This is a genomic window from Streptomyces sp., assembly GCF_035645055.1.
Classification (GTDB): Bacteria; Actinomycetota; Actinomycetes; order Streptomycetales; family Streptomycetaceae; genus Streptomyces.
In genome coordinates, this window is the sequence record NZ_DASQNH010000072.1 from 20,574 (window position 1) to 37,171 (window position 16,598).

Sequence of the window (16,598 nt, forward strand, 5' to 3'; positions counted from 1 at the left end):
GGCCCGGTGCCCTTCGGGGGGCCGGGCCTCGGTGCGTCCGGGCGCGGGGAAAGGCCGGCCGGGAGGGCCCGCCGGGACCTACGGTGATGATCTCCCGGTGCGCGGGCTCCGGTTGCCTCGGTGGAGCGCCTCCTCGGGCGCGCGGTGAATCCGGAAGCAGTCCGGCGGCGCCGCGTCGATCTCGGCCCGTGCGCCGGTGTCAGTGGGGTTTGGTAAGAATGCAAGCGTGAGCAGCGAGAACGGTCAGGGGGGCGGTGGCGCGGAGGGTGCGCCGCCGGAGCAGCTCGCGCTCATCCGGGAGAGCGTGCGCAAGGCCAAGGAGCCGAGGGCCAAGCCGCGGACCTGGCGGGGCGCCGCGCTCGCCAGCGAACGGCCCGTGGCCCGCGTGCTGGTGGACAAGGGCGTGCTGCACCTCGACCGGTACTTCGACTACGCCGTGCCCGAGGAGCTGGACGCCGACGCGCAGCCCGGCGTGCGGGTGCGGGTGCGCTTCGGGGCCGGGCGGCACCGGGTCCGCGAGGGGCGCCGGGAGGGCGGGGGCCTGATCGACGGCTTCCTGATCGAGCGGCGGGACGAGTCGGACTACGCCGGTCCGCTGGCCGCGCTGGCCCAGGTCGTCTCGCCCGAGCCCGTGCTGAGCGAGGAACTGCTGGGGCTGGCCCGGGCGGTCGCCGACCGGTATGCCGGGAGCCTCGCCGACGTGCTCCAGCTCGCCGTGCCGCCGCGCAACGCACGGGCCGAGCAGCGGCCGTCACCGGCCCCGCTGCCGCCGCCGCCCGCACCGGAGCCGGGGTCGTGGACGCGGTACGAGCGAGGGGCGGCGTTCCTCACGGCGCTGGCCTCGGGGAGCGCGCCGCGAGCCGTGTGGCACGCGCTGCCCGGCCCCCACTGGAGCGAGGAGCTGGCCCGGGCCGTCACCGCGGCACTCGCCTCGGGACGCGGCGCCCTGGTCGTCGTACCGGACGGGCGGGCCGCGGCCCGTGTCGACGCCGCGCTGACGTCCCTGCTCGGGGAGGGGCGGCATGCCCTGCTCACCGCCGACGCCGGGCCCGAGAAGCGGTACCGCGAGTGGCTGGCCGTACGGCGCGGGTCGGTGCGGGCGGTGGTCGGCACCCGCGCGGCCATGTTCGCTCCGGTGCGGGACCTCGGGCTGGTCGCCCTCTGGGACGACGGCGACGACAGCCACAGCGAGCAGCACGCGCCGCAGCCGCATGCCCGGGAGGTGCTGCTGCTGCGCGCCGCCCAGGACAAGTGCGCCTTCCTGCTGGGGGGTTGGAGCTGCACGGTGGAGGCCGCGCAGCTCGTGGAGAGCGGATGGGCCCGGCCCCTGGTCGCCGGACGCGAGCAGGTGCGGGCCGCCGCCCCGCTCGTGCGCACCGTGGGGGACCAGGATCTGGCGCGGGACGAGGCCGCGCGGGCGGCCCGGCTGCCGACCCTGGCCTGGCAGGCCGTCAGGGAGGGCCTGCGGCAGGGACCGGTCCTGGTGCAGGTGCCCCGGCGGGGGTACGTGCCGCGGATGGCCTGCGCCCGCTGCCGGGAGCCCGCCCGGTGCCGGCACTGCGCGGGGCCGCTGGAGGCGCAGGACGCCGGGGCGCTGCGCTGCGGCTGGTGCGGGCGGGCGGAGGAGTCCTGGCACTGCCCGGAGTGCGGGTCGTTCCGGCTGCGCGCGCAGGTCGTCGGCGCGCGGCGGACCGCGGAGGAGCTGGGCCGGGCGTTCCCGGCGGTTCCGGTGCGGACGTCGGGGCGCGAGCATGTGCTGGACACGGTGCCGGGGACGCCCGCGCTGGTGGTGAGCACCCCGGGCGCCGAGCCGGTCGCCGAGGGCGGTTACGCCGCCGCGCTGCTGCTCGACGGCTGGGCCATGCTGGGGCGGCCGGATCTGCGGGCCGGTGAGGACGCGCTGCGGCGCTGGATCGCGGCCGGCGCGCTGGTGCGTCCGCAGGGGGCCGGGGGGACGGTCGTGGTCGTCGCCGAGCCGACGCTGCGGCCCGTGCAGGCGCTGGTGCGGTGGGACCCCGTGGGGCACGCGGTGCGGGAGCTGGCCGAGCGGGCCGAGCTGGGGTTCCCGCCGGTGTCCCGGATGGCGGCGGTGTCGGGGACGGCGGAGGCGGTCGCGGAGTTCCTGGCGATGGTGGAACTGCCGCCCGAGGCCGAGGTGCTGGGGCCGGTGCCGGTGCCCGTCGCCGCTCCCGGGCGGCCCCGGCGGCCGGGAGCGCCCCCGCCGGGGGAGCAGTGGGAGCGGGCCCTGATCCGGGTGCCGCCGGGACGCGGATCGGCCCTGGCCACCGCGCTGAAGGCCACCCAGGCGGCCCGGATGGCGCGGGGAAGCGGGGCGGTGGTCCGGGTGCGGATCGATCCGCCGGACATCGGGTGAGCCGTGGGGCGCCGGGGGCCGTCGTAGGGACTGGGGGTGGGCCGTGGGCGCCGCCGGGGTGCGTCGTGGGGACTGCGGGCGGACCCTGGGCGCCGCGGGTGGGCCGTGACGACTGCCGGAGAGTGAGGCACTGCCCTCCCGGGGCGGTGCGCCGGGAGGGCAGTACGAGAGGCCCGCGTCGGCGCGTTCGCCTCGGCGGTTCGGCGGCGTCAGCCGTTGCGCGGACTCGGGAACGCCGCCGGCCTGGCCTCGTCACGGAGTGCCGGGCTGCCCGCCGTCGGCTGCGTCGGCATGGAGCGGGCGGCCGGGACCGTGGGCACCGCCGGAAGACCGGAGCCCACGTTGACCGTGCGGGTGCCCGACGGCTCCGTGCCGCGCTCGGCCTCGGCGGCGGCCTGGGCGGCGGCGCGGCGGGAGCCGTACCGGCGGTGGACCGCCTGCTTGGTGACTCCGAGGGCGGAGCCCACCGCGTCCCACGAGAAGCCGAGCGAGCGGTCGAAGTCGACCGCGGCCGTGACCAGGGTCTCGACACTGTCCCGCAGCTCCTGGGCGAGACGGACGGTCGGGGCGGGGGCGCGTCCGTAGACGACGAAGCCCGTGGAGGGGCCGGAGCGCCGCGGGCGGTAGACGTTGCCCAGCTGGGCGGTGAGCGTGCGCAGCGCGTCCACCTGCCGGCGGACCCGCTCGATGTCCCGCACCAGCAAGTGCAGGCTGGCCCGAGCCTGGGCGTCGTGGGTTGCGTGGTCGGCCATGAACAAGCCTCTCGAACCGGCGTTGAGGAGAAAGGATCGGGCCGCGATCGCGGCCCGTAGTGGTCAACTCTTTCTTGACCAACGCGGATTCACGCCGCTGGTCACGCCCAGGGGGCGTATGGGCATATGCGTACGCCCCCACGGGTGGATGCGCGCGGTGCGCCCGGCCTGGGGTTTCTCCCCGCCGACGGCTCCGCCCGCCGTGGTCATAGACTGGTGGGCCGCCCGATCAACTCCCGTCCGAGAGGCCCGTGCCCGCTCATGAAGCTCGTCTTCGCCGGTACCCCCGAGGTCGCCGTTCCCGCCCTGGACGCACTGCTCGCCTCCGGACGGCACGAGGTGGCCGCCGTCGTCACCCGGCCGGACGCACCGGCCGGGCGGGGCCGCAGGCTGGTCGCCTCGCCCGTGGCCGAGCGGGCGGAGGAGGCCGGGATCGAGGTGCTCAAGCCGGCCAAGCCGCGCGACCCGGAGTTCCTGGACCGGCTGCGCGCCATCGCCCCGGACTGCTGCCCCGTCGTCGCGTACGGCGCGCTGCTGCCGCGGGCGGCCCTCGACATCCCCGCCCACGGCTGGGTCAATCTGCACTTCTCGCTGCTGCCCGCCTGGCGCGGCGCGGCCCCGGTGCAGCACTCCATCATGGCCGGGGACGAGATCACCGGCGCCTCGACCTTCCTGATCGAGGAAGGGCTCGACTCGGGACCGGTCTACGGCACCGTCACCGAGGCGATCCGCCCCACCGACACCAGCGGCGATCTGCTGACCCGGCTCGCCTTCGCCGGGGCCGGGCTGCTGGCCGCGACCATGGACGGCATCGCGGACGGCACCCTCAAGGCCGTACCGCAGCCGGCCGACGGCATCACGCTCGCGCCGAAGATCACCGTCGAGGACGCGCGGGTCGACTGGGCCGCCCCCGCCCTGCGGGTCGACCGGGTGGTGCGCGGCTGCACCCCGGCGCCGGGAGCGTGGACGACCTTCCGCGGCGAGCGGCTGAAGCTCGTCCAGGTCGCCCTCCTGCCGGAGCGGACCGACCTGGCGCCGGGGCAGCTGTCCGCCGGCAAGAACAACGTCCACGTCGGCACCGGCTCGCACGCCGTCGAGCTGCTGTGGGTGCAGGCCCAGGGCAAGAAGCCGATGCGGGCGGCGGACTGGGCGCGCGGGGCGCGGATCGCCGACGGGGAGACCGTCGGGGCCTGAGGCCCGGCACGGGCGGCTCGGCACCCGAGCACGCGACGTACGCTGGTCGCACACCGTACACAGAAAACCGGAGCACCTTTTCGTGAGCGACACCTCCCGGCGGCCCCGCAAGCCCGGCAAGCCCTACCGCCGGCCCAAGAAGGACCCCGTCCGCGTCCTCGCCTTCGAGGCGCTGCGCGCCGTGGACGAGCGGGACGCCTACGCCAACCTCGTGCTGCCGCCGCTGCTGCGCAAGGCGCGCGAGAAGGAGGGGCCGGAGAGGTTCGACGGGCGGGACGCCGCGCTGGCCACCGAGCTGGTGTACGGGACCCTGCGCCGGCAGGGCACCTACGACGCGGTCGTCTCCGCCTGCGTCGACCGGCCGCTGCGGGAGGTCGACCCGCCGGTGCTGGACGTGCTCAGCCTCGGCGCGCACCAGCTCCTCGGCACCCGGATCCCCACGCACGCCGCCGTGTCCGCCACCGTCGAGCTGGCCCGCGTCGTGCTCGGGGACGGGCGCGCCAAGTTCGTCAACGCCGTGCTGCGCAAGGTCGCCCAGCACGATCTGGACGGCTGGCTGGAGCGCGTCGCACCGCCCTACGACGACGACCCCGAGGACCACCTCGCCGTCGTCCACTCCCATCCCCGCTGGGTCGTCTCCGCGCTGTGGGACTCCCTCGGCGGCGGCCGGGCCGGCATCGAGGAACTGCTGGCGGCCGACAACGAGCGGCCCGAGGTGACCCTGGTCGCCCGTCCCGGCCGGGCCACGGCCGACGAGCTGCTGGCCGAGGAGGCCGCGGTGCCGGGGCGCTGGTCGCCGTACGCCGTCCGGCTCACCGAGGGCGGCGAGCCCGGCGCCATCCAGGCCGTCCGCGAGGGCCGGGCCGGGGTGCAGGACGAGGGCAGCCAGCTCGTCGCCCTCGCGCTCGCCGACGCGCCGCTGGACGGGCCGGACGAGAAGTGGCTCGACGCGTGCGCCGGTCCCGGCGGCAAGGCCGCGCTGCTCGCCGCGCTCGCCGCCGAGCGGGGCGCCACCCTGCTCGCCTCCGAACGCCAGACCCACCGGGCCGGGCTGGTCGCCAAGGCCCTGCACGGCAACCCCGGCCCCTACCAGGTCATCGCCGCCGACGGCACCCGCCCGCCGTGGCGCCCCGGCACCTTCGACCGGGTGCTGGTGGACGTGCCCTGCACCGGGCTGGGCGCGCTGCGCCGCCGCCCCGAGGCCCGCTGGCGGCGCCGCCCGGAGGACCTGGACGGCTTCGCGCCGCTCCAGCGCGCCCTGCTGCGCACCGCCCTGGAGTCCGTCCGCGTCGGCGGCGTCGTCGGTTACGCCACCTGCTCTCCGCTGCTCGCCGAGACCCGCGCCGTCGTCGCCGACCTGCTCAAGCAGTTCCCGCACGCCGAACTCATCGACGCCCGTCCGCTCCTGCCGGGCGTCCCCGATCTCGGCGACGGTCCGGACATCCAGCTCTGGCCGCACCTCCACGGCACGGACGCGATGTACCTGGCGTTGTTCCGCCGCACCGCTTGAGCGTGCCCCTCAGGGCGCGGGGCGTGACATCATGCGGCTCCGTCCCGTGGGCGCGGCCGGCCCAGGACGGTCCGCAGCGGAAATCGAGACGGGACCGATGCCGCCAACCCCCGGGGGGCATGGCAGGCTTGGGTCATGGCCGTGCAGATCAACCCCAGCATCCTGTCCGCCGACTTCGCCCGTCTCGCCGACGAGGCGAAGGCGGTCGAAGGGGCCGACTGGCTCCATGTCGACGTCATGGACAACCATTTCGTCCCGAACCTCACGCTCGGCGTGCCGGTCGTGGAGTCCCTGGCCCGTGCGACGGACACCCCGCTGGACTGCCATCTGATGATCGAGGCCCCCGATCGCTGGGCGCCCCAGTACGTCGAGGCGGGTGCCTCCTCCGTCACCTTCCACGTCGAGGCGGCCGCCGCCCCGGTGCGGCTCGCCCGGGAGATCCGGGCGAAGGGCGCCCGTGCCTCGATGGCGCTCAAGCCCGCCACCCCGATCGAGCCGTACGAGGACCTGCTCCCCGAACTCGACATGCTGCTCATCATGACGGTCGAGCCGGGCTTCGGCGGGCAGGCGTTTCTCGACATCATGCTGCCGAAGATCCGCCGCACCCGGGAGCTGATCGGCAAGCACGGTCTGGAGCTGTGGCTCCAGGTGGACGGCGGAGTCTCGGCTTCCACCATCGAGCGGTGCGCCGACGCCGGCGCCGATGTCTTCGTGGCCGGCTCGGCGGTCTACGGGGCGTCCGACCCGGCCGAGGCGGTACGTGCACTGCGCACCCAGGCGGAGGCGGCCACCGCCAAGGCGTCGTGGGCGTGCGACCACTGAGCGTCAGGAACGTGAACGGCGCCCATCAGGGCTGATCGAGCGCGCCGGATCTGCAAGGATGAACGGCGAATCCAGAGTGTGAACAGCAGTGAGGAGATCGCCGTGTCGGGTATGTCGGCGGGCCGGTCAGCCATGCGGATGGGACCCGCTGAGCTGGTGCAGGCGGCGGCCATGGCCCGCCGCTTCTACCTCGAGGGCAAGTCCAAGATCCAGATCGCGGAGGAGTTCGGCGTCAGCCGCTTCAAGGTGGCCCGGGTCCTGGAGACCGCCCTCGAACGGGACCTCGTACGCATCGAGATCCGCGTCCCGGCCGAGCTGGACGCCGAGCGCTCCGACGCGCTGCGCGCCCGCTACGGCCTCAGGCACGCCGTCGTGGTCGAGTCCCCGGCCGAGGCGGCGGAGTCGCCCGACCCCGAGAACCTGGGGGAGGTGGCCGCCGACCTGCTCGGCGAGCTGGTCAACGAGGGCGATGTGCTGGGCCTGGCCTGGGGCCGGTCCACCATCCACATGGCGGCGGCCCTCGACCGGCTGCCGCCGTGCACGGTGGTGCAGCTGACGGGCGTGTACGACGCCGGGACCGCGGAGCGCGGCTCGGTGGAGGCGGTACGCCGTGCCGCCCAGGTCTCGGGCGGTGACGCCCACCCCATCTACGCGCCGATGCTGCTGCCGGACGAGGCGACCGCGGCGGCGCTGCGCAACCAGACCGGGATCGCCCGGGCCTTCGAGTACTTCGACAAGGTCACGGTCGCCTGTGTCTCCATCGGCTCCTGGGAGCCGGGCATCTCGACGGTGCACGACATGCTCAGCGACGAGGAGCGGGCGCACTATGCCTCGCTCGGTGTCGCCGCCGAGATGTCCGCGCACCTCTTCGACGCGGAGGGCCGCCGGATCGGCCGGGACCTCGGCGAGCGGTGCATCACGGTCAAGGCCGACCAGCTGCGCCGTATCCCCGAGGTCGTCGCGATCGCGGGCGGGCAGCGCAAGGGGCCCGCGATCGACGCCGTGCTGCGCTCCGGGCTGGTCACCAGCCTGGTGACGGACACCTCGGCCGCGGACTACCTGCTGACGGCCGGTCCGTCGCCGAAGTCCGCGCTGAACCGGGCGGACCCCGACGGACACTGACCGACCCGGCCGACCCGACGGACCCGGCCGACCCGACGGATACTGACGGACACCGACGGGCCCCGACGGCGGGTGCCCCGGGGGCGGCCGTGGCAGCATCGGCGGCATGCTGCCGCGGTTCGTCCCCAGGGTGCTGCTCTGCCTGCTCGCGCTGCTGGTCGGGTGTTCCGGCACCGACACCTCCGCACCGGCCTCCGCTCCGCCGTGGGCCGACGGCATGGTCACCGTGCGGGCGGCGGACCTGCCCGCCGAGGCCCGGGACACGCTGGCCCTCATCGACCGGGGCGGCCCGTTCCCGTACGACCGGGACGGCGCGGTCTTCGGGAACGTCGAGCGGCTGCTGCCCGCGCACGAGCGGGGCTACTACCGCGAGTACACCGTCAGGACCCCCGGTTCGCCCGACCGCGGGGCGCGACGCCTCGTCACCGGGAGGGGCGGGGAGATCTACTACACCGACGATCACTACGACTCGTTCAGGGCGGTACTGAGATGACGGAACGCGTGGTCACGGTCGATCTCGCCGGGGTCACCGACAAGCCGGGCCTGATGGACCGGTGCGCGCGCGCCCTGGACCTGCCCGAGTGGTTCGGGCGCAACTGGGACGCGCTCGCCGACAGCCTCGGCGACCACACCCTGTGGCCGGAGGGCGCCGTGGAGGACGGCCTGCTGATCGTCGTACGCCACTGGCAGGGGTACGCGCGGGCACGGCCCGAGGAGTGGCGCACCGCGCGGGAGGTGTTCGCCGAGGCGGCGGACCGCACGCCGGCGCTCTCCGTCACCCTCGCCCTTGGAGGATCCTCCCAATGCCTCCCTGACCAGGCTGGATGAACTGCCCGTACCTGGGGATACGGACGGCATGGGAGAATGAAGTACGTGCTCTTTCCCCCTGGCTGACCTGTCCGGGGGCCACCTCTGATCGACTGGGATGTGCAGCACGTGCGTTTCCTCAACGACATCCAGCCCTCGTACGACCTGACGTACGACGACGTGTTCATGGTGCCGAGCCGCAGCGCGGTCGGATCCCGCCAGGGCGTGGACCTCAGCTCCCCGGACGGCACGGGCACCACGATTCCGCTCGTCGTCGCCAACATGACCGCCATCGCCGGCCGCCGCATGGCCGAGACGGTGGCCCGGCGCGGTGGTCTCGTGGTCATCCCGCAGGACATCCCGATCGAGGTCGTCACCGACGTCATCTCCTGGGTCAAGAGCCGCCACCTGGTGCTCGACACCCCGATCGTGCTCGCCCCCCACCAGACCGTCGCCGACGCGCTGTCCCTGCTGCCCAAGCGCGCGCACAACGCCGGGGTCGTCGTCGACGAGGACCACCGCCCGGTGGGTGTCGTCACCGACCGGGATCTGTCCGGGGTCGACCGCTTCACGCAGCTCGAAGTGGTCATGTCCAAGGACCTGCTCCTGCTGGACGCCGACATCGACCCGCGCGAGGCCTTCAACACCCTCGACCACCACAACCGGCGCTACGCCCCGGCGGTCGACCGGGACGGCAAGCTCGCGGGCATCCTCACCCGCACCGGCGCCCTGCGCGCCACGCTGTACACCCCGGCCGTCGACGCCGACGGCAAGCTGCGCATAGCCGCCGCCGTGGGCATCAACGGCGATGTGGCCGGCAAGGCCAAGCAGCTGCTCGACGCGGGCGTCGACACCCTCGTCATCGACACCGCGCACGGCCACCAGGAGTCGATGATCAGCGCCATCAGGACGGTGCGCGCGCTCGACCCGCAGGTGCCGATCGTGGCGGGCAACATCGTCTCCGCCGAGGGCGTCAAGGACCTGATCGACGCGGGCGCCGACATCGTCAAGGTCGGCGTGGGCCCCGGCGCCATGTGCACCACCCGCATGATGACCGGCGTCGGCCGGCCGCAGTTCTCCGCGGTGCTGGAGTGCGCCGCCGAGGCCAAGAAGTACGGCAAGCACGTGTGGGCCGACGGCGGTGTCCGCCACCCGCGCGACGTGGCGATGGCCCTGGCCGCCGGCGCGTCCAACGTGATGATCGGCTCCTGGTTCTCGGGCACCTACGAGTCCCCGGGCGACCTCCAGCACGACGCCGACGGCCGTGCCTACAAGGAGTCGTTCGGCATGGCCTCCGCCCGTGCCGTGCGCAACCGCACCTCGGAGGAGTCGGCGTACGACCGCGCCCGCAAGGCGCTGTTCGAGGAGGGCATCTCCACCTCCCGCATGTTCCTCGACCCGGCCCGCCCGGGCGTCGAGGACCTGATCGACTCGATCATCGCGGGCGTCCGCTCCTCCTGCACCTACGCCGGTGCCGCCTCCCTGGAGGAGTTCGCCGAGAAGGCCATCGTCGGCATCCAGAGCGCCGCGGGCTACGCCGAGGGCAAGCCGCTGCACGCCAGCTGGGTCTGATCCCACCCCGCCGCGTCCGAAGGCCCCCGTTCATGACGAACGGGGGCCTTCGCCGTGTGTCCGGCGGCCTTCGCCGTCGCCGCGCCGTTTCCCCCGAAACCCGCCCGGAACCACCGCGGCGCAACACTCGGCAGCCCCCGCGCAACGAACCCCCGCCTCACCCCCAGGAACGCAATGATCTTGCGGGCATGCGCAAGGTTGCTGCATTACACCCGCAATGCCCCACCCGTAGAGTCCTGCGCTGTACGTGGCGTGGCGGGGACCCCGCTCGGTGGTTCCCGGCTGTCGTCGGGGTGCCGCCGGACCCCGTCCGGCCTGAACGGCAGCGATAAGGAGCCAGCGCGTGCTCGACCAAGGCGCACCCCCGCAGAACCGCACCAAGCCAGCCCCGGGCGTCGCCGCGCGCCTGATGCGCCGCAAGCCCGTGGAACGCCTGATCGCCGAGGGCGGCCAGGGTGAGGGCGGCTCGCTCAGGCGCTCCCTGGGGCTGTGGCAGCTCACCATGATCAGCATCGGTGCCACCCTCGGCACCGGTATCTTCGTCGTCCTCGGCGACGCCGTCCCGGAGGCCGGTCCCGCGGTCACCCTGGCCTTCGTCATAGCCGGTCTGACGGCCCTCTTCTCGGCCCTGTCGTACGCCGAGCTGGCGGGCAGCATCCCGGTCGCCGGCTCCTCGTACTCGTATGCGTACGCAACGATGGGTGAGCTGGTCGCCTGGGTCTGCGGCTGGTGTCTGGTGCTGGAGTACGGCGTCTCGGTGGCCGCCGTCGCCGTCGGCTGGGGCGAGTACCTCAACGAACTGCTCGACGGCACCATCGGCGTCACCATCCCGGGCGTCCTGTCCTCGGCGCCCGGCGAGGGCGGCATCATCAACCTGCCGGCGCTGATCGTCGTCCTGCTGGCGATGATCTTCCTGCTCGGCGGTGTGCGTGAGTCCGCCCGCGCCAACACCATCATGGTCGCGGTGAAGATCGCGGCGCTGGTGCTGTTCTGCGCGGTCGGGTTCATGGGCTTCAAGTCCGGCAACTACGCCGACTTCATGCCGCTCGGCATGGCCGGGGTCAGCGCCGCCGGCGCCACCCTGTTCTTCTCGTACATCGGGTTCGACGCCGCCTCCACCGCCGGTGAGGAGGCGAAGGACCCGAAGAAGGACCTGCCGCGCGCGATCATGCTCTCGCTGATCATCGTCACCGCGCTGTACGTGCTGGTCGCCGCTGTCGCCGTCGGCGCCTGGAACTGGACCAAGTTCGAGGGCTCCGAGGCCTCCCTCGCCGCGATCATGAACGACGTCAGCGGCCAGACCTTCTGGGGCACCCTGCTCGCCCTCGGCGCGGTCATCTCCATCGCCAGCGTCGTGCTCACCGTGCTCTACGGCCAGACCCGCATCCTCTTCGCGATGTCCCGCGACGGCCTGGTGCCCAGGGCGCTCGGCAAGGTCGACGCCAAGACCGGCGCCCCGCGCCTGAACACCGTGATCGTCTCCCTGTTCTGCGGTTTCCTCGCCGCCCTGATCCCGCTGGGCGAGCTCGTCGACGCCACCAGCATCGGCACGCTGTTCGCCTTCGCCCTGGTCAACATCGCGGTGATCGTGCTGCGCTACAAGCGGCCGGAGCTGGAGCGCACCTTCAGGGTGCCGTTCGGTCCGGTGCTGCCGGTGCTGGGCTTCGTCTTCTGCGCGTACAACATGTTCAGCCTCGACACCGTCACCTGGGTGGTCTTCGGGTGCTGGATGGCCGCAGGTCTCGTGTTCTACTTCCTCTACGGCTATCGCCGGTCGCGGCTCGCCGCCCCGGAGGCCACACCGGAAGCATCACCAGAAGCGAAGTGAACCACCCCCAGTGCTGAACGATCTCGACGAACGCATCGTGCACGCCCTCGCCGAGGACGCCCGCCGCTCCTACGCGGACATCGGCCAGCTGGTCGGCCTGTCCGCGCCCGCCGTGAAACGCCGGGTGGACCGGCTGCGCGCCACCGGGGCCATCACCGGATTCACCGTCCGGGTGGACCCCTCGGCGCTCGGCTGGGAGACCGAGGGGTTCGTCGAGATCTACTGCCGCCGCAACACCTCGCCGGAGACCATCCAGCGGGGCCTGGAGCGGTACCAGGAGGTCGTGGCCGCGTCCACCGTCACCGGGGACGCGGACGCGGTCGCCCAGGTCTTCGCCTCCGACATGCGGCACTTCGAGCGGGTCCTGGAGCGCATCGCCGGAGAGCCGTTCGTCGAGCGCACCAAGTCGGTCCTGGTCCTCTCCCCCCTCCTGCGCCGCTTCTCGTCGGGCTCCCCGACCTGACGCTCGTACCGCCGGCCTGAAGGTGGTACCGCCCACCGGAGCGCTCTCACTCCGACCGGTCGCGGATCGACGCCAGCAGGTGCCGTACGCCGATCGCGTGGCCGCCCGTGCCGATGACGAGCAGCCGGTAGAGGGCGCCCGCCGGGCCGGGGAACCTGGCCCGGCTCTCGGCCCGCAGCACGGTGCGGCGCGGGCCCGCCTTCTCGAGGAGGAAGGTCAGGGCGTACGTCGAGAACCGATGGCGCCCGACGAGGACCAGCTCCCGGCCCGGATCCGCGGCGACCACCCGGAAACCGGTGATCGTGGAGCCCTCGGCCAGTGGCCGGGGCCCGGACGCCGCGGGATCGGCGCAGCCGACGAGGCGTGCGTAGCGGACCGCCGCGGTGCCCGCGTAGGAGCGGTCCAGGACGTCGCCCAGTCCCCTCCAGACGGCATCGGTGTCCGCCGCGACGACCGTGCTGTGTTCGTCGATGAGCGGCAGGGCGAGGCTCTTGATGACGTCCATGAAGTCCCTTCGGCAGGTGGGTGCGGCTTCCAGCCGGAAGTCTCGCGGGTCGGTGCCCCCGACGGCGTCGTCCTCCGGGCGGACGCGCCGCCGCCGCTGGGCGGAGCGGCAGGGACACCGGTCTCCTCCTCGCGGAGGGGACCGGCGACGTCTCCGCCCGTGTGCGATCCCGTCGGCGGCCCCGCGCGCCGCTGTCAGGGCCTGTCCGGCCCTAGAGGCGGGGCTGCCAAGGCACGACCGTGAAGTCGCCCGTGCCCTTCCTCACCTTCTCGAAGGGAGCCGAGCTGACGCACTTCGGCAGGTCCTTCGGCGTCTGTGCCGGGCTGCCGGTCATCGCCCAGCTGTAACCCAGCCGGTCGTGCCGGCCCAGGTCGTGCACCGTGACCCCGACCCGCTTGCCCTCGGCGCCCGGCAGGTCGGAATCGGTGATGACACCGGAGACGATCGCCACCTTGCCGCCCGTGACCAGGCAGTCGACCTCGGCCTTCGCCCAGGCGCCCCAGTCGCCGCGGTAGTGGCTGAAGGAGAAGGTGCCGGTCGCCGCCGTCGGGTCGGCGGTGTCACCGGCGGCGAGATGGGCGTCGAAGGTGAACGTGATGTCGTCCCCGGCCGATCTGTACAGCTTGGCGGTGCCGGTCAGCGCGGCGGCCTCGCGCGGTTCGCCGGCGGCGCTCGCGGCCGTGGTGCCGGCCGCCGCGCCGCCGGCCAGAAGCAGGGCGACACCGAGCGCGGCGATCTTCGTACGATGCTTCATGAGGAGCCTTTCCGCAGGTGGGAACGGGTGGAGCGAACGGTCACCACTCTTCCCGCGGAGCACCCCCGCCACATCGCCCCCAGGGCGGCTCCCGGCCTCCGCCGCCCGGCGGAGAAGCGGGCGCGGCCCTATGCCCCCTGGAGGAGGAGACGTACGTCGCGAAGCGCGCAACGAATCGCCGCCGGACCCCGAACGGACGCAACGAAGCGCGCATGCGCGCGCAACGGCTCCTTCTTGTCCGCCCGAGCCCGCCGCTCGTACCGTCTATGAGGCCCCCCACACCCATCCGTCCCGGTGAGGAACACGCATGCGCATCGCCCTGCTCCAGAGCTCCGGCCGCCCCGGCTCGACCGTCGAGAACCTGAAGGTCCTCGACGAGGCCGCGGGCCGGGCCGCCGCCGCGGGCGCCGGGCTGATCGTCGCGCCGGAGATGTTCCTGACCGGTTACGCCATCGGCGACGACATCGCGCGCCTCGCCGAGCCCGCCGACGGCGACGCGGCCGACGCGATCGCCGAGCTGGCCGCGCGGCACGGGCTGGCGATCGCGTACGGTTACCCGGAGCGCGACGGCGAGACGGTGTACAACTCCGCCCAGCTGATCTCCGCCGACGGCACCCGCCTGGCCAACTACCGCAAGACCCACCTCTTCGGCTGCTTCGAGCGCGACCACTTCACGCCGGGCGAGCAGCCGGTGGTCCAGGCCGAGCTGAACGGCCTGCGGATCGGCCTGATGATCTGCTACGACGTGGAGTTCCCGGAGAACGTCCGGGCCCACGCCCTGGCGGGCACCGATCTGCTGCTGGTGCCGACGGCCCAGATGCACCCGTTCCAGTTCGTCGCCGAGCACCTGGTCCCGGTGCGCGCCTTCGAGAACCAGATGTACGTCGCGTACGTCAACCGGGTCGGCGCCGAGGACGAGTTCGAGTTCGTCGGGCTCTCCACCCTCGCCGGACCCGACGGCATCGCCCGCACCCGGGCCGGCCGCGCCGAGGAACTCGTCCTCGCCGACGTGGACCCCGCCTTCCTCGCCGCCTCCCGCGAGGGCAACCCGTATCTGAAGGACCGGCGCCCCGGCCTCTACGGCTCCCTCGTCTGACCTCCCCACCCCGCTCGTCCCCCCCGTTTCTGTGCAAGGAGTCCGTACCCCATGACGTCCACGGTGCCCAACGCCGTCGAACACACCGACGAGCAGCAGCCGCCGATCACCATGTTCGGCCCGGACTTCCCCTACGCGTACGACGACTTCCTCGCCCACCCGGCGGGGCTCGGTCAGGTCCCCGCGACCGAGCTCGGCACGGAGGTCGCGGTCATCGGCGGCGGTCTGTCCGGCATCGTGGCCGCGTACGAGCTGATGAAGATGGGCCTCAAGCCCGTCGTCTACGAGGCCGACCAGATCGGCGGCCGGCTGCGCACCGTCGGCTTCGAGGGCTGCGACGAGTCCCTGACCGCCGAGATGGGCGCGATGCGCTTCCCGCCGTCCTCCACCGCCCTCCAGCACTACATCGACCTGGTCGGCCTGGAGACCAAGCCGTTCCCCAACCCGCTCGCGGAGGCCACCCCGTCGACCGTCGTCGACCTCAAGGGCGAGTCGCACTACGCGGAGACCATCGACGACCTGCCGCAGGTCTACCGGGACGTCGCCCAGGCGTGGAACAAGTGCCTGGAGGAGGGCGCCGACTTCTCCGACATGAACCGGGCCATGCGCGAGCGGGACGTGCCGCGCATCCGGGAGATCTGGGCCAAGCTCGTCGAGAAGCTCGACAACCAGACCTTCTACGGCTTCCTCTGCGACTCGGAGGCCTTCAAGTCCTTCCGGCACCGCGAGATCTTCGGCCAGGTCGGCTTCGGCACCGGCGGCTGGGACACCGACTTCCCCAACTCCATCCTGGAGATCCTGCGGGTCGTCTACACCGAGGCCGACGACCACCACCGCGGCATCGTCGGCGGCTCCCAGCAGCTGCCGCTGCGCCTGTGGGAGCGCGAGCCGGAGAAGATCGTCCACTGGGCGTACGGCACCTCGCTCGCCAAGCTGCACGACGGCGGACAGCCGCGCCCGGCCGTGACCCGCCTGAACCGCACCGCGGGCAACCACATCACCGTGACGGACGCGAACGGCGACATCCGCACCTACCGGGCGGCGATCTTCACCGCCCAGTCCTGGATGCTGCTGTCGAAGATCCAGTGTGACGACTCGCTCTTCCCGATCGACCACTGGACCGCCATCGAGCGCACCCACTACATGGAGTCCAGCAAGCTCTTCGTGCCCGTCGACCGGCCGTTCTGGCTGGACAAGGACGAGGAGACCGGCCGGGATGTCATGTCGATGACGCTCACCGACCGCATGACCCGCGGCACCTACCTGCTCGACGACGGCCCCGACAAGCCCGCCGTCATCTGCCTCTCCTACACCTGGTGCGACGACAGCCTGAAGTGGCTGCCGCTGTCCGCGAACGAGCGGATGGAGGTCATGCTGAAGTCGCTCGGCGAGATCTACCCGAAGGTCGACATCCGCAAGCACATCATCGGCAACCCGGTGACGGTGTCCTGGGAGAACGAGCCCTACTTCATGGGCGCGTTCAAGGCCAACCTGCCCGGCCACTACCGCTACCAGCGGCGCCTGTTCACCCACTTCATGCAGGACCGGCTGCCCGAGGACAAGCGGGGCATCTTCCTCGCGGGCGACGACATCTCCTGGACGGCGGGCTGGGCCGAGGGCGCCGTGCAGACCGCGCTGAACGCGGTCTGGGGCGTCATGCACCACTTCGGCGGCACCACCGACCCGACCAACCCCGGTCCGGGCGACGTCTACGACGAGATCGCTCCGGTCGAGCTGCCCGAGGACTGACCCGGGACCGAGACCCCGCACCCCTGCCGCCGCCCGCCACGCCCAGCGTG

Annotated in this window: 15 protein-coding genes; 12 read left to right on the forward strand and 3 right to left on the reverse strand. The window is 73.2% G+C overall.

Annotation, left to right across the window (positions count from 1 at the left end):
- Positions 1-226: 226 nt before the first annotated feature.
- The gene (locus VE614_RS23470; protein ID WP_324940568.1) at positions 227-2,374 is read left to right on the forward strand and encodes a primosomal protein N'; all 2,148 of its coding nucleotides are present in this window, start codon (positions 227-229) and stop codon (positions 2,372-2,374) included.
- 209 nt (positions 2,375-2,583) lie between these two features.
- Here VE614_RS23470 and VE614_RS23475 read toward each other — a convergent pair whose 3' ends face one another.
- Positions 2,584-3,126, reverse strand: coding sequence for a hypothetical protein (locus VE614_RS23475; RefSeq protein WP_324940571.1), 543 nt, complete (start codon positions 3,124-3,126; stop codon positions 2,584-2,586).
- A 261-nt stretch (positions 3,127-3,387) separates the two neighbouring features.
- On the opposite strand from VE614_RS23475, the gene fmt reads away from it, so the two are divergent.
- The 9 genes from fmt to VE614_RS23520 all read left to right on the forward strand — a co-directional run bounded on the left by fmt (position 3,388) and on the right by VE614_RS23520 (position 12,444).
- Positions 3,388-4,320, forward strand: coding sequence for a methionyl-tRNA formyltransferase (gene fmt, locus VE614_RS23480; protein WP_324940573.1), 933 nt, complete (start codon positions 3,388-3,390; stop codon positions 4,318-4,320).
- 82 nt (positions 4,321-4,402) lie between these two features.
- Positions 4,403-5,830: an RsmB/NOP family class I SAM-dependent RNA methyltransferase gene (locus tag VE614_RS23485; RefSeq protein WP_324940577.1), complete on the forward strand. Its 1,428-nt coding sequence runs from the start codon at positions 4,403-4,405 to the stop codon at positions 5,828-5,830.
- A gap of 135 nt (positions 5,831-5,965) precedes the next feature.
- Entirely contained in the window at positions 5,966-6,652 is a 687-nt protein-coding gene (rpe, locus tag VE614_RS23490; protein WP_043498944.1) for a ribulose-phosphate 3-epimerase, read from the forward strand.
- 78 nt (positions 6,653-6,730) lie between these two features.
- A complete protein-coding gene (locus tag VE614_RS23495; protein WP_324940581.1) occupies positions 6,731-7,774 on the forward strand; it encodes a sugar-binding domain-containing protein in 1,044 nt (347 codons plus the stop codon).
- A 106-nt stretch (positions 7,775-7,880) separates the two neighbouring features.
- Complete coding sequence (locus tag VE614_RS23500; protein ID WP_324940584.1) at positions 7,881-8,267, forward strand: ribonuclease domain-containing protein; 387 nt, start codon at positions 7,881-7,883, stop codon at positions 8,265-8,267.
- Positions 8,264-8,602 carry a barstar family protein gene (locus VE614_RS23505; RefSeq protein WP_324940587.1) on the forward strand — a complete coding sequence of 113 codons (339 nt, stop codon included), beginning with the start codon at positions 8,264-8,266 and terminating at the stop codon, positions 8,600-8,602. The genes VE614_RS23500 and VE614_RS23505 overlap by 4 nt, the downstream gene beginning before the upstream one ends.
- A gap of 108 nt (positions 8,603-8,710) precedes the next feature.
- Positions 8,711-10,153, forward strand: a complete 1,443-nt coding sequence (locus VE614_RS23510) for a GuaB1 family IMP dehydrogenase-related protein (RefSeq protein WP_324940816.1) — start codon at positions 8,711-8,713, stop codon at positions 10,151-10,153.
- 343 nt (positions 10,154-10,496) lie between these two features.
- Positions 10,497-11,981: an amino acid permease gene (locus VE614_RS23515; protein ID WP_324940590.1), complete on the forward strand. Its 1,485-nt coding sequence runs from the start codon at positions 10,497-10,499 to the stop codon at positions 11,979-11,981.
- Between the two features lie 10 nt (positions 11,982-11,991).
- Positions 11,992-12,444, forward strand: coding sequence for an Lrp/AsnC family transcriptional regulator (locus VE614_RS23520; protein WP_043498934.1), 453 nt, complete (start codon positions 11,992-11,994; stop codon positions 12,442-12,444).
- A gap of 46 nt (positions 12,445-12,490) precedes the next feature.
- On the opposite strand, the gene VE614_RS23525 is transcribed toward VE614_RS23520, so the two are convergent.
- Together VE614_RS23525 and VE614_RS23530 are read right to left on the reverse strand one after the other, a co-directional pair.
- Positions 12,491-12,949 carry a hypothetical protein gene (locus VE614_RS23525; protein ID WP_324940595.1) on the reverse strand — a complete coding sequence of 153 codons (459 nt, stop codon included), beginning with the start codon at positions 12,947-12,949 and terminating at the stop codon, positions 12,491-12,493.
- A 211-nt stretch (positions 12,950-13,160) separates the two neighbouring features.
- On the reverse strand, positions 13,161-13,703 hold the full coding sequence (locus VE614_RS23530) for a Repetin (RefSeq protein ID WP_324940598.1): 543 nt from the start codon (positions 13,701-13,703) through the stop codon (positions 13,161-13,163).
- Positions 13,704-14,010: 307 nt separating this feature from the next.
- Here VE614_RS23530 and VE614_RS23535 point away from each other — a divergent pair, with 307 nt between their 5' ends.
- A complete protein-coding gene (locus tag VE614_RS23535; RefSeq protein WP_324940601.1) occupies positions 14,011-14,799 on the forward strand; it encodes a carbon-nitrogen hydrolase family protein in 789 nt (262 codons plus the stop codon).
- Positions 14,800-14,850: 51 nt separating this feature from the next.
- Entirely contained in the window at positions 14,851-16,548 is a 1,698-nt protein-coding gene (locus VE614_RS23540; protein ID WP_324940603.1) for an NAD(P)/FAD-dependent oxidoreductase, read from the forward strand.
- Positions 16,549-16,598: the final 50 nt, after the last annotated feature.

What these genes read in the sequence shown, in the direction of transcription:
- VE614_RS23475 (WP_324940571.1), bottom strand. Translation starts at nt 3,126, where the DNA reads ATGGCCGACCACGCAACCCACGACGCCCAGGCTCGGGCCAGCCTGCAC.
- fmt (WP_324940573.1), top strand. Translation starts at nt 3,388, where the DNA reads ATGAAGCTCGTCTTCGCCGGTACCCCCGAGGTCGCCGTTCCCGCCCTG.
- rpe (WP_043498944.1), top strand. Translation starts at nt 5,966, where the DNA reads ATGGCCGTGCAGATCAACCCCAGCATCCTGTCCGCCGACTTCGCCCGT.
- VE614_RS23500 (WP_324940584.1), top strand. Translation starts at nt 7,881, where the DNA reads ATGCTGCCGCGGTTCGTCCCCAGGGTGCTGCTCTGCCTGCTCGCGCTG.
- VE614_RS23505 (WP_324940587.1), top strand. Translation starts at nt 8,264, where the DNA reads ATGACGGAACGCGTGGTCACGGTCGATCTCGCCGGGGTCACCGACAAG.
- VE614_RS23525 (WP_324940595.1), bottom strand. Translation starts at nt 12,949, where the DNA reads ATGGACGTCATCAAGAGCCTCGCCCTGCCGCTCATCGACGAACACAGC.
- VE614_RS23530 (WP_324940598.1), bottom strand. Translation starts at nt 13,703, where the DNA reads ATGAAGCATCGTACGAAGATCGCCGCGCTCGGTGTCGCCCTGCTTCTG.
- VE614_RS23535 (WP_324940601.1), top strand. Translation starts at nt 14,011, where the DNA reads ATGCGCATCGCCCTGCTCCAGAGCTCCGGCCGCCCCGGCTCGACCGTC.
- VE614_RS23540 (WP_324940603.1), top strand. Translation starts at nt 14,851, where the DNA reads ATGACGTCCACGGTGCCCAACGCCGTCGAACACACCGACGAGCAGCAG.